General features: G+C 68.6%; 11 protein-coding genes. 6 read left to right on the top strand and 5 right to left on the bottom strand.

Annotation, left to right across the window (positions count from 1 at the left end; genetic code table 11):
* Positions 1-104: 104 nt before the first annotated feature.
* On the bottom strand, positions 105-587 hold the full coding sequence (locus EAO78_RS03980; RefSeq protein WP_122104570.1) for a cupin domain-containing protein: 483 nt from the start codon (positions 585-587) through the stop codon (positions 105-107).
* A gap of 107 nt (positions 588-694) precedes the next feature.
* Here EAO78_RS03980 and EAO78_RS03975 point away from each other — a divergent pair, with 107 nt between their 5' ends.
* Positions 695-931, top strand: coding sequence for a hypothetical protein (locus tag EAO78_RS03975; protein ID WP_122104569.1), 237 nt, complete (start codon positions 695-697; stop codon positions 929-931).
* 45 nt (positions 932-976) lie between these two features.
* On the opposite strand, the gene EAO78_RS03970 is transcribed toward EAO78_RS03975, so the two are convergent.
* Complete coding sequence (locus EAO78_RS03970) at positions 977-2,161, bottom strand: MFS transporter (protein WP_122104568.1); 1,185 nt, start codon at positions 2,159-2,161, stop codon at positions 977-979.
* A 118-nt stretch (positions 2,162-2,279) separates the two neighbouring features.
* Here EAO78_RS03970 and EAO78_RS03965 point away from each other — a divergent pair, with 118 nt between their 5' ends.
* Complete coding sequence (locus tag EAO78_RS03965) at positions 2,280-3,050, top strand: hypothetical protein (RefSeq protein WP_122104567.1); 771 nt, start codon at positions 2,280-2,282, stop codon at positions 3,048-3,050.
* Positions 3,051-3,143: 93 nt separating this feature from the next.
* On the opposite strand, the gene EAO78_RS03960 is transcribed toward EAO78_RS03965, so the two are convergent.
* The gene (locus EAO78_RS03960) at positions 3,144-4,328 is read right to left on the bottom strand and encodes a M24 family metallopeptidase (RefSeq protein ID WP_122104566.1); all 1,185 of its coding nucleotides are present in this window, start codon (positions 4,326-4,328) and stop codon (positions 3,144-3,146) included.
* Between the two features lie 402 nt (positions 4,329-4,730).
* On the opposite strand from EAO78_RS03960, the gene EAO78_RS03955 reads away from it, so the two are divergent.
* Positions 4,731-5,705: a transcription initiation factor IIB gene (locus tag EAO78_RS03955; protein ID WP_122104565.1), complete on the top strand. Its 975-nt coding sequence runs from the start codon at positions 4,731-4,733 to the stop codon at positions 5,703-5,705.
* 28 nt (positions 5,706-5,733) lie between these two features.
* Here EAO78_RS03955 and EAO78_RS03950 read toward each other — a convergent pair whose 3' ends face one another.
* The gene (locus EAO78_RS03950) at positions 5,734-6,507 is read right to left on the bottom strand and encodes an inositol monophosphatase family protein (RefSeq protein WP_122104564.1); all 774 of its coding nucleotides are present in this window, start codon (positions 6,505-6,507) and stop codon (positions 5,734-5,736) included.
* 93 nt (positions 6,508-6,600) lie between these two features.
* Between EAO78_RS03950 and EAO78_RS03945 the strand changes: the two genes are divergently transcribed.
* Together EAO78_RS03945 and EAO78_RS03940 are read left to right on the top strand one after the other, a co-directional pair.
* Positions 6,601-7,077: an NUDIX hydrolase gene (locus tag EAO78_RS03945; protein ID WP_122104563.1), complete on the top strand. Its 477-nt coding sequence runs from the start codon at positions 6,601-6,603 to the stop codon at positions 7,075-7,077.
* A 161-nt stretch (positions 7,078-7,238) separates the two neighbouring features.
* Positions 7,239-9,584, top strand: coding sequence for a DUF7527 domain-containing protein (locus tag EAO78_RS03940; protein WP_122104562.1), 2,346 nt, complete (start codon positions 7,239-7,241; stop codon positions 9,582-9,584).
* A 107-nt stretch (positions 9,585-9,691) separates the two neighbouring features.
* Here the strand turns inward: EAO78_RS03940 and EAO78_RS03935 are convergent, their stop codons facing one another.
* Positions 9,692-9,997 carry a hypothetical protein gene (locus tag EAO78_RS03935; protein ID WP_122104561.1) on the bottom strand — a complete coding sequence of 102 codons (306 nt, stop codon included), beginning with the start codon at positions 9,995-9,997 and terminating at the stop codon, positions 9,692-9,694.
* A gap of 259 nt (positions 9,998-10,256) precedes the next feature.
* Here EAO78_RS03935 and EAO78_RS03930 point away from each other — a divergent pair, with 259 nt between their 5' ends.
* Positions 10,257-11,618: an adenylosuccinate synthase gene (locus EAO78_RS03930; protein ID WP_122104560.1), complete on the top strand. Its 1,362-nt coding sequence runs from the start codon at positions 10,257-10,259 to the stop codon at positions 11,616-11,618.
* Positions 11,619-11,652: the final 34 nt, after the last annotated feature.

Here is an 11,652-nt window from a genome sequence, read left to right as displayed (position 1 = left end):
GGCTATAACCTCGGTGACGACCGCTTGAGCCGGATTAAGCGAGTCTTTAGTCGTTTTTCTCGCCACCAGCCACGTGGTGGTACCGGACGGGGTCAGCGAACGAACTACTCCGGTCCGGGCGTGAGCCGATCGACGACCTCCCCGCAGGCCGTACACGAGAGGACGTAGTCGTCGCCGTCGACCTCGTAGCTCCGGTCACTCTCCTCGCCGCAGGAGGGACACTCCTCCGTGATGATCGCCCCGTCGGTCTCCTTTGGCGCGCCGACGGCGACGGCGCGAGTTGGCACCTCGCCGGTCGCTCGTGCCAGGTTCGTCGTGTCGGGCGGCACGAAGACCGCCTCCCCGGCGTGCACGACGAGAACGTCGTCAGCCAGTTCGACCTCGAGAGCCCCCTCGAGGACGTAGAACAACTCCTCGTGATCCGGGTGGCGGTGGGTGCCCCACGGGAGCCGCTCGCCGGGGTCGGCGACGTAGTAGTTGAATCCGAACTCGGTGACGCCGAGCGCCTCGTCGACCTCCTTCTTGTGACGGGTGGGGTTCGGCGCATCCGGGAGTTCCTCGACCGCGACCTTGGTGACGTCGGTCATGAGAGGAGGTCCGATGGCGACGCAGTAATACTCGGGGGTCGGCGTAGCCGCCCCCGCAAGCGGCGGCGGTCCGGGAGTTTAAAAACGTCCGGCCGAAAGGATGAGTCATGCCGACCTTCGAACTGAACCTCTCGGACGACGTGTACGCCGACTTCCAGCAACTCGCGGACTCCGAGTTCGTCACCGAAGAACAGGCCGCAGAGGAACTGATCGCGTCCGGGATCGAGGCCTACAACGTCAGCGTCGTCGACGACGACCCCCGCGACGAGATGCTCGACGGCGCGGAGAACAACATGTTCGACACCGCACAGGACCCGGGCAGTCTCGAGGACGACCGTCTGTAGTCGCTCCCGCTCCGCGACCGGTATCTTTCAGTACCTCGATCCGAGTCAGTACTCCAGGCCGAGCGCGCGGTTCGCCGAGAGCGTGCCGAGTCCGATCGCCATCACCGCCGCGAGCAGACCGAACGCGGCGGCCCATCCCGCCGCGTCGGAGACGGCCCCGACGACGACGCTGCCGGACGCGCCGAACACCATGTAGACGGTGCGCACGAGTCCGAAGCCGGCCCCGCGCTCCGCGTCCGAGAGCAGATCCATGAACCGCGACTGGAGCGGGGCGCCCCACGACATCGCCAGTCCGACGAGGAGGATACCGACCACGATCGGCGCGAGTCCGGTTCCGTCACGGGTCGCGACCACGAGGAACGCGAACCCGGCGACGCCGGCGGCCATCGTGAGGATCACCGTCTCGTCGCGACCGATCCGGTCGGAGAGCGACCCGGTCACGGGTTGTGTTACACCGTGAACCAGGAAGTACAGCGAGAACAGAAGCGCCGACAGCGCACCCGAGAGCCCGCCGCCGATCTCGAGGAACGTGGGGAGAAAGGAGGCGGTGGCCTGCCAGGTGAACGCGTTGAGCGTCGCCAGACCGGTCGTGTAGCCGATCGACGGCCGCGAGAGGAGTTCGACGAGCGGCCCGAGCGCGAACCGCTCGCGGATCGGCTGGTCGGGGCGACGCGGCTCGGTCGGTCGGATCTTCCAGGCGAACAGCGCGAATACGGGGATCGCGACGCCGGTTCCGAGCAGGATCCCCGCCCGCCAGCCGTAGCGCGCGCCGACGAGTGCCGCGGCCGGCGGGGCGACCAGTCCGGCGACCGGACCCCCGGCGATGTGGACGCCGATCGCGCGCCCGATGTCGTCGAACTGCCGGGTCAGGAAGGTGGTCGCGACGGTGTAGTGGAGGCCCGCGCCGGCGCCTAAAACGACGGTGAACAGCATGAACGCGAGGACGGACGGCGAGGCGGCGATGAAGAGCGTGGCGACCGCGGTCGAGCCGACGGCGACGAGGATCACCCGTCTCTCGCCGTAGCGGTCGCCGAGGACCCCGGAGGGGAACTGCGAGAGCGCGTACGCGACCCACATCCCCGAGAGCGCGAGCCCGACCGTCGCGTTCGTGACCCCGAAGGCCTCGGTGATCTCCGGGACGAGCGGGCTGATGGTCAGGCGCGCCACCATCGTCGCGGTGAACGCGAGGGTACAGAGTCCGAGCGCCGTGTGTGCGTACCGCCAGTTCACGGTCGGCGTTTCGTCCGGGCGAAAAAGCGGGTTCCGATCCCGGCGAGTCGCCCGATCGGCGGAAGACCGGGACTCGTTTCACTAGTTTTACGTGACGGTCGGGCGAACCGGTCCCCGCATGTCCCTCCAGATCGGTTCGACGATAGCGAACGGTATCGGCCGCGTCGCGAATCGGAACGGCCTGCTCCTGGTCCTCGCGTCCGTCATTCTCGGGAGCACCTGGCAGGTCGCGTTCAACAGCGTCGCCGCCGCGTCGCTCCCGCCCGAGTTCACCGGTCAGCTCGCGCCGGTCGTCACCGCGCCGCTTCCGGTTCTCGTGGCCTTCACGGTCGCATCCTTCCTCGTGTTACCGGTCGTTTCGGTCGTCGCGATCCGGACCTTCGTCGCGGGCGAGGCCGACCGCATCCCGCGCGAGTTCGTCACCCGCCGGATCGGCTGGGTGGTGGCGAACCTCCTCGTCGGCGGCGTGGTTCTCAGCGTGTTGATGATGCTCGGAACCCTCCTGCTCGTGATTCCGGGAGTGATCGTCTACGTCGCCCTGCTCTTCATGGCCGTCTTCGTCGCCGTCGACGACGAGAACTTCGTCGCCGCGATGGCCGACAGCTGGCGGCTCACCCGCGGGAGCTGGCTCCGACTGTTCGCGCTGGTGTTGGTCCTGATCGCCCCGTTCACCGTCGCGATCGGGATGCTGTCGACGGCGCTGGCGCTCGCGATCGGTCCATCGTCGGCCGCGGCGACGCTCGTCACCGTCGGGATATCGATGGCGTTCAGCGTCGCCATCCTCGGCGTGCTCGCGGAGGCGTTCGAGCGCCTCCGCGAGGAGCGCGACCGGACAGGTGCGTCCGACGAGGGCGACGCGAGCGATCCCGGTCCCGCGTCCATGGTGTGACTCTCCGATGGCGTGACCCTCCGAGATCGGCGGCGTGAGCGCCAAACGTCGGCGGCGTGACGTCGCCCTGCCGACCGTCCTCCGCGTACGCCGTCAGTCGACGACGAACTCGAGCGGGTACTCCGTGAGGTTCTCGTGGCCGTCCTCCGTGACGACGACGAGGTCCTCCAGCCGGACGCCGCCGACCGCCGGGTCGTAGAGGCCGGGTTCGACGGTGACGACGTGGCCGGGTTCCAGCTCGCCGGCACCGCTCGCGAGCCGGGGCGACTCGTGGACGTCGAGGCCGATCCCGTGGCCCGTCGAGTGGATGAACCCCGTCTCCGTCTCGGGATCGGTCCGGAACGTGGGCTCGCCCGCCGCCTCGTACACCTCGCAGGCTGCGGCGTGGACCTCCTCGCCGGTCGCGCCCGGCTCCACCGCCTCGAGGGCGGCCTCGAGCGCCCGTTCCGTGAGGTCGTACCACTCGCGGGCCGCGGGGTCGGGTTCGCCGACGCAGAACGTTCGAGTCATGTCGGCGTGGTACTTCGTCGCCTTCGACCGGGGGAAGACGTCGACGATGATCGGCTCGTTCGCGCGGAGCGGTCCCGAGCCGCGGTCGTGCGGGTCCGCCGCCTGCGCGCCGCCGGCGACGATGGTCTCGTCGAGCGCGCAGCCGCGTCGCAACAGCGCGACCTCGATCTCCTCGGCGACCCGCTCGCTGGTGAGCGGCTCGCCCCGATACAGGAGCGTTTCCGGCTCGATCGTGTCGTCCGCGTCGCCATCGCCGGCGATCTCGGCCTCGACGAGCAACGACTCCGCGGCACGCATCGCCGCCTCGTTCGCGCGCTGTGCCTCCCGGATCGCCTCGATCTCCTCGTCGGTCTTGACCGCCCGGACCTCCCCGAGGACGTCCTCGCCGTCGACCTCGACCTCGATCCCGCGTTCGCGGAGCGCGTCCGCGGTCCCGACCGGACCACGTGGCGGCACGGAGACCGACTCCACGCCCTTCTCGCGGACGAACCGCGCGTACATGTCGTATCGGTCCTCGCGCCCGCCGTACTCGTAGTCGTAGTCGGCGTGGCGCTCGACCGTGTCAGCGGCGGCCTCCGATCGGGCGCGGCCGTACTCGAGCCCGGAGACGAGCACGTGGACCTCGCCGTCGGCGTACAGCGTGAGGAAGGGGTCGGGGCCGGTGAACCCGGAGAGGTACAGCTGGTTCGCGTCGTCCTGTGAGGCGTCGAGCAGGTATCCGTCGGTGTCGATCCCGCCGAGAAGGCGATCGAGCCGCGTCCGGTTCATGACGACCGTGTCGGGCGAACGGGTAAATCGGTTGCCCTCACAGAAGCTCCCGGAGAGGATCTACTGGAGAGAGGGACGACGATAGGGAGGGCCGAGACGGGACGGGAGAGGAGGGAACGGAAGAGCCGAGCGGGACGGGAGAGAATGAGACGGCGTCAGTCGTACGAAACCCATATATATCCGTGTCGTGCGTCGAATCCGAACGAGCGCTCGTGGAAGATCGTGGACGGTTCTCAGTTGGAAAATCCGATCTCAACCGTATCATTCCGCCCGGTACGTCGTTTTTCACGTTCGATATCGGGGCGATAGTTTATATGTCTCCAGGCCCTACCTCGGGGTGAGGAACGAGAAACGTAGACCCATCTTTCGGTCCCACGGTGCCCTCCACCCGAATCAAACACAATGAGCGACAACGTTCGAACCTACACGACGGAGCACGCCGACGACGAACAGGAGAGCGAGTCGGAGGCGGACGAGGAGCTACACTGTCCCGAGTGCGGCGGCCAGCTCGCGACGGACACCGAACACGGCGAGACGGTGTGTGTGGACTGCGGGCTCGTCGTCGAGGCGGACGAGATCGACCGTGGGCCGGAGTGGCGCGCGTTCGACTCCCGCGAGAAGGACGAGAAGTCCCGGGTTGGCGCGCCCACGACGAACATGATGCACGACAAGGGCCTGTCGACCAACATCGGCTGGCAGGACAAGGACGCCTACGGCAAGTCGCTCTCGAGTCGACAGCGCGAGAAGATGCAGCGGCTCCGCACCTGGAACGAGCGGTTCCGCACGCGCGACTCGAAGGAGCGCAATCTGAAGCAGGCGCTCGGCGAGATCGACCGCATGGCCTCGGCGCTCGGACTCCCGGACAACGTCCGCGAGACCGCCTCGGTCATCTACCGCCGCGCGCTCGACGAGGACCTCCTTCCCGGCCGATCCATCGAGGGCGTCTCGACCGCCTCGCTGTACGCGGCCGCCAGACAGGCCGGAACGCCCCGGAGCCTCGACGAGATCGCGGGCGTTTCACGAGTCGACAAGGACGAGATCGCCCGGACGTACCGCTACGTCGTCCGCGAGCTCAAGTTGGAGATCCAGCCCGCGGACCCGGAGAGCTACGTCCCGCGGTTCGCCTCCGATCTGGGCCTCTCGGACGAGTCGGAGCGGCGCGCTCGAGGGCTCCTCGACACCGCGAAGTCACAGGGGATCCACTCCGGGAAGTCCCCGGTCGGGCTCGCGGCCGCCGCCGTCTACGCCGCCGCCCTCCTCACCAACGAGAAGGTGACCCAGAGCGAGGTGAGCGAGGTCGCGAACATCTCCGAGGTCACCATCCGGAACCGCTACCACGAGCTGCTCGAGGCCGAGGACGGCATCGCGATGAACTGACGCTTCCGCCGCCGTCCGTCCCCGTCCTTCACCGCGACGCGTCGATCGCCTCCCACAGCGCGGCCAACCGGTCCTCGTCGGACGCCGCGACGTACAGCGGCCCCTCGCGGCGGATCGCCGCGCCGGCCTCCGAGGCGAACAGTTCCGTGACCGCCCGCTCCTCCTCGTCGGGATGGAACTGGACGAGTCCCTGTATTCGCCCGCGAGCGAAGAGCCCCGAGTGAACCGTCGGGGCCCAACTGTCGATCACCCGCTTCACCTCGTCGGACAGCGCCTCCCGGATCGCGTCGGCCCGCCGGGAGAGGTCGGGGTCCCGCGGGACGTCGCGTCCGACGATCGTCGCGACCGTGCTGGCTCCGAGCGCGACGTCGCCGTCCGCCGTCACCCGCTTCCCCTGGTAGGTAACGCCGGCGTCCCGTCGCGCGAGATACGTCTCCTCGGTCGCCGGCTGTCTGACGGCCGCGAGCGCCGGTTCGTCGCCCTCGAGAACCGCGACCGACGCGGCGAAGGTCGGCAGCCCCGCGGTGAAGTCGTTCGTTCCGTCCAACGGATCGATCACCCAGCGGTAGGGACCGCTCCCGTCGAACCGACCGGCCTCCTCGGCGAAGACCGGATGATCGGGGAACGCACGCCGCACCACCGGGAGCATCCGCGCCTCGGCCGCCCCGCCGGCGGCCGCCTTCACGTCGGTCGGGCCGTACTCGCCGGCGGCATCGCCGTTCCGGTATCGGGTGCGAAGCTCCGCGCCGCCTGCCAGCACCGCCGCACGGGCGACGGCTTCGACGTCGTCGAGGTCCGTCATGGCCGGGCGTTCGCCCACCGCAGTCAAAGAACCCGGCGGAACGCGTCGGCCGGGTCCCGAACGCACAAATCGTATCGGGTCGAGAGGAACGGTATGGAGACGACCCGCCACTTCACGGCGACCACCTACGTCGTCAACGACGGCGCGACGGCACTTCACGAACACGGCCGGCTGGGCATCCATCTCCCGCCGGGCGGGCACATCGAGCGCGACGAACTGCCGCACGAGGCGGCGTTGCGGGAGGTCCGCGAGGAGACCGGACTCGAGGCCGAACTCGTCGCCGACCGCGCGGCCGTCGAGACGCCGAACGGGCGGCCGCTCCCGGAGCCGGCCCACCAGATGCTCCATGACATCGACGTCCACCCCGACGGGTCGGTGAGCCACCAGCACATCGATCACCTCTACTACGCGCGGGTACCTTCCCGCCGGATCGAGCCGGTCGGCGACGACGAGGCGGACGCCGACGAGTGGTCGTGGTACACCCCCGAGGAACTGCGAGCCGGCGGGTTCGACGCCGACGTGGTCGCACTGGGCCGCGAGGCGATAGAGACCGTGGTCGGTACGGAATGACCCGCACGACTGGGACGGAGTGAACCGCGACCGACACGGAGCGAATCGGGAATCCGTGTTCCGGTCGACGACGGCGACGCCTCCGGATCCGGCCGATCCGGCCGATCCGGCGTCTGACGGTCCGGAAAGTATTTGGGTCGGTGCCGGGGAATACCGGTAAGATGGACGCACAGCGAAGGGAGGACATCACCGGGTGGGACGCGCGGGAGTTCGACGGCGGGTTCGACGGGCTCCGCCGGTTCGCGGACCGTGGTTTCACGGGCGCGGCGACCGACGACACCGGGTGGTTGTTCATGCTCGACGGTCGCGTCGTCGGGACCGTCGACGCGGATCTCGACGCGTTCGCGGACGCCTCCGGAACTATCTACGAGGCGCCCCACCAGGCGCTTCCGGTGCTTTTCGCGATGCAGGAACGGGGCGGCGAACAGCGCGCGCAGTACTACACGAAGGACACGCCGCTCTCGGAGGCGGACGACAAGCTCTCGCAGGGAGGGTTCACCGGCTACGTCGAGCTCTCCGAGAACGTGCTCTCCGGCGACTACTACGTCACCTACACCGCCGGCGAGTCGATGGCCGCCGCGTTCGTCGGGAACGCACGACGGCTCGAGACCGGCGAGGACGCCTTCGACCTCGCGAACGACGAGATCGGGATCTACACCGTCTACGAGGTCGACCTCGACGTCAGAGAGATCCCGGAGCCCGACGGGGCCACCGTCGCCGGAACGGACGCGGCTGAGGAGGACGGGGACGACGAAAACGAGGACGTAGATCACGAAAGCGATCCCGGCGAGAGCGAGGACGATCCGGTATCCGAGGGCGGCCGCGACCGCGGGCGAGACGAGCGTCCGGGCGATGACGACACCGACACCACCGATCAGTCACGGAAGCCGGAAACCGATCCGGCGGCATCGGACGTGGACGACTCGACGTCGACGGGCACGGACGATGACCGGGGCGAACGGGACGATCGTGACGAGACACCGTTGATACCGGAACCGACAGGGAGAGGGTCCGACGAGCGAAATGAAGGGTCCGGATCCCCCGCCGAGACGGCAGACGCCGAAAGCGAAAAGGGGGACGTCACGACGGGGGATCGAAACGCCGCCACCGTGGATCGAAACGCCGCCACGAAGCAACCGGGCGCGGGAGCGTCGGAGACGTCGACCGATCGACGGACGGGGGCGTCGGCCGGGTCGAACGGTCCCTCGGACGACGACGTCTTCTCCGAGGAGGCGCAGTGGCGCGAGACCAAGTCGATCCCGGCGCTCGATCCGTCCGAGACCAACGAACGCGGCGAGAACCCGTCGGCCGGATCGTCGTCGCGTGCGAACCGGAAGCCGGGCGCTTCGTCGAACCGGAGCGGTCGGTCGACGGGGTCCTCGGACCGGTCACGAACCGACGGGACCGCGGAGGGGTCGACGGCGGGACGGGGGTCCGAAGCGGGGTCGTCGCCGAACCCGCGCTCGACGGCTCGGTCCGGTTCGGGGCGGGCAGCCGTCTCGGACCGAGCGCCGGACGAGGTTCGCGAACGGATCGAGGAGCTGGAATCGGCACTCTCGACGGCCGAATCCGCCCGCGAGGAGGTGGAATCCGAGCGGGATCGGCTCGAGACCGAGCGGGACGAGCTCCGCGAGGAGCTCGACGAGGTGACGAGCGAGCGGGACGAGATCGAATCGGAGCGCGACCGACTCGAGGAGGAACTCGATCGGCTCCGCACGGAGGTGGATCGCCTCCGCGAGCAGCTCGATCGGGCGGAGTCACGCCTTCCCGACGGCGATCGGAGCCTGTCGGCCGCCGAGGCGCGCGACGGGACCAACCTGTTCATCAGATACGACTCGAAGAGCGGCGCGACGCTCGAGGACGCTCACGACGGGACGATCAGCCGCGATGAGCTCCGACAGAACCTCCGGATCGAACACCACACGAGCTTCGAGACGGAGGGACTCCTCGTCGACGGCGAGCCGTTCGAGTCGTTCCTCCGGGAGACGATGGAGTACGGCTTCACTCGGTGGCTCGTCGAGGAGCTCCCCTTCGAGATCGGCGAGACGGGCAACGGGGGCGCGCTGCGTGACCTCTACGACGCGCTCCCCGAGATCGACCGCGCCGAGATCGGCGGCTCCGTCTCCGTCGTGATCCGGGAGAACGGCGAGGAGACCCGCGAGCAGCGTTCGTTCGATCTGGTGTTGCGCGACCGCATGGGCAACCCGCTGTTCGTCGCCGAGCTCAACGACTCGCGCGCGCCGACCGCGGGCGGGACCCTGGAGTCGCTCGTCGCGAACGGCGGAGTGATAGCGGAGTCGAACGAGGCGTTCGCCGCGGCGTTCGCGGTGACCGCGAGCTTCTTCGAGCCCGACGCGTTGGAGGCCGCGAGCGACGCGGTCGGCGGCGGGCTGTTCAACCGCTCGAAGCGCGAGAGCTTCGTGAAACTCTCGCGCAAGCGCGGCTACCACCTGTGTCTCGTGGAGTCGCGCGAGGGCGGGTTCCACCTGACGGTCCCGGACCTGTAGCGGAGAGGAGTCTCATCGACGGGAGAACGATCAGTCGACGGACCGAGTGCCGGGTCGTATCGTCGGGGCGACCGGGCGGTGTGCGGAAGCGAATTCGGGTTCCTCGCTCAGTTCTCGAGTTCGGCGGCGTCGTCGATCCGCATCGAGCCGAGCTTCTCGACCGTGTCGTCGAGCTTCTCGTCGAGTTCGTCGACGAACTCGTGGGTGCGTTCGGTCGTGATCGCGCCCTGACTGGAGGGTTCGATGAGGTTCTCCTCCTCGAGGACGCGAAGCGAGTACCGGACCTTGTGGTGGGGGTAGCCCGTCTCGTTGGACATCTTCACGATCCCGATCGGTTCGTTCTCGATGACCATTCGCAGCACCTGAAGGTGCCGCTCCAGCATATCTACCTCCTTCTCGAGTCGATCTATCATGCCATATGTTAACTCGTCATGCCCCCTTTTAAAAGTTGTTGTCGAACCGCGGAGGACGAATTCCGGCTCACGGTTTGACATGGGAGTAGTTAACGGTTCGGATCTCGAAGCCGATCGGGACGCGACCGGATGTCGGCCGGAGAAGCACACGAACGACGACATCTCTCCGCTCTCGATTCGGGAACGATCCACGTTCGTGAGGCGATCGCGACGACGGACCGTAATCTGTTTTACCCCCCGGTCGGAAGGGGGTAGCGGTATGACAGTCACCATCGTCGGCTCCCAACTCGGGGACGAGGGCAAGGGCGCGCTCGTCGACCGGTGGGGAGGGGACGCGGACGTCGTAGTCCGTTATCAGGGCGGCGACAACGCCGGCCACACCGTCGTCGAAGGCGGCGAGGAGTACAAGCTATCGTTGGTGCCGAGTGGGGCCGTCCGCGGCACGGTCGGCGTGTTGGGCAACGGATGCGTGGTCAACCCGCGGACGCTATTCTCGGAGATCGACGGGCTCCGCGAGCGCGGGCTCGATCCGGACGTTCGGGTCGCGCGCCGAGCCCACGTCATCCTCCCGTACCACCGCGTCCTCGACGGGATCGAGGAGGCGGGGAAGGCGGACGACGACTCCGGCGTCGAGGTCGGCACGACCGGCCGCGGGATCGGCCCCACCTACGAGGACAAGGCGGGCCGCCGGGGTATCCGGGTCGGCGACCTGCTCGACCCGGACGTGCTTCGCGAGCGACTCGAGTACGCCGTCTCGCACAACCGGGCCGTCGCCGAGGACGTCTACGGGCTCGACGTGGCGGACTCCGAGCACGCTGAGGCCTTCGACGTCGACGCGCTCTACGAGGAGTTCGTCGAGGTCGGCGAGCGCCTGGCCGACGACGGGATGACCGTCAACTGCAGTGACTTCCTCCATCGCCGCCGGGAGGCGGGCGATCGGATCCTCTTCGAGGGCGCACAGGGGACCTCGATCGACGTCGACCACGGCAACTACCCGTTCGTCACGTCCTCGAACCCGACCGCCGGCGCCGCGTCCGTCGGATCCGGGCTCGGAGTCACGACCGTCGGCGCGGGCGAGGTCGTCGGGATCGTGAAGGCGTACCTCTCGCGGGTCGGCGCGGGACCGATGCCGACCGAGCTCGACGGCGACGACCGCGAGGAGTCGCTCGCCGACGAGATACGCGAGAAGGGCGGGGAGTTCGGGACGGTCACCGGCCGACCGCGGCGGATCGGCTGGCTCGACCTCCCGATGCTCCGGCACGCCTCGCGCGTCTCGGGGTTCACGGGCGTCGCGATCAACCACGTCGACGTGCTCGCCGACCTCGAGGAGCTGCAGGTCTGTGTGGGCTACGAGCTGGACGGGGAGCGAATCGACACCGTGCCGACGACGACCCGTCGGTGGGAGCGGTGTGAGCCCGTCTACCGCGAGTTCGACACCTGGTCGGCCGTCGACTGGGCTGCCGTCGCGGAGGAGGGCTACGAGGCGCTCCCCGAGGCGACGCGGACCTACGTGGAGTTCGTCGCCGACGAGATGGACGCGGCGGTGTACGCGGTCGGCGTCGGCCCGGACCGCGAGGAGACGATCGAGCTGGCGAACCCCTTCGAGGAGAGCGACGCGTAGCCGGACTCGAGCGGACGGATAAACGAAGCACGCG

The organism is Halobellus captivus, assembly GCF_003697845.1.
Classification (GTDB): domain Archaea; phylum Halobacteriota; class Halobacteria; order Halobacteriales; family Haloferacaceae; genus Halorubrum; species Halorubrum glutamatedens.
This window is presented reverse-complemented; position numbering and strand designations above follow the sequence as displayed.

Excerpts from the sequence above, each read along its gene's own strand:
- EAO78_RS03950 (WP_122104564.1), bottom strand. The coding sequence starts at position 6,507 with ATGACGGACCTCGACGACGTCGAAGCCGTCGCCCGTGCGGCGGTGCTG.
- EAO78_RS03930 (WP_122104560.1), top strand. The coding sequence starts at position 10,257 with ATGACAGTCACCATCGTCGGCTCCCAACTCGGGGACGAGGGCAAGGGC.
- EAO78_RS03960 (WP_122104566.1), bottom strand. The coding sequence starts at position 4,328 with ATGAACCGGACGCGGCTCGATCGCCTTCTCGGCGGGATCGACACCGAC.
- EAO78_RS03980 (WP_122104570.1), bottom strand. The coding sequence starts at position 587 with ATGACCGACGTCACCAAGGTCGCGGTCGAGGAACTCCCGGATGCGCCG.
- EAO78_RS03940 (WP_122104562.1), top strand. The coding sequence starts at position 7,239 with ATGGACGCACAGCGAAGGGAGGACATCACCGGGTGGGACGCGCGGGAG.
- EAO78_RS03935 (WP_122104561.1), bottom strand. The coding sequence starts at position 9,997 with ATGATAGATCGACTCGAGAAGGAGGTAGATATGCTGGAGCGGCACCTT.
- EAO78_RS03945 (WP_122104563.1), top strand. The coding sequence starts at position 6,601 with ATGGAGACGACCCGCCACTTCACGGCGACCACCTACGTCGTCAACGAC.
- EAO78_RS03965 (WP_122104567.1), top strand. The coding sequence starts at position 2,280 with ATGTCCCTCCAGATCGGTTCGACGATAGCGAACGGTATCGGCCGCGTC.
- EAO78_RS03955 (WP_122104565.1), top strand. The coding sequence starts at position 4,731 with ATGAGCGACAACGTTCGAACCTACACGACGGAGCACGCCGACGACGAA.
- EAO78_RS03975 (WP_122104569.1), top strand. The coding sequence starts at position 695 with ATGCCGACCTTCGAACTGAACCTCTCGGACGACGTGTACGCCGACTTC.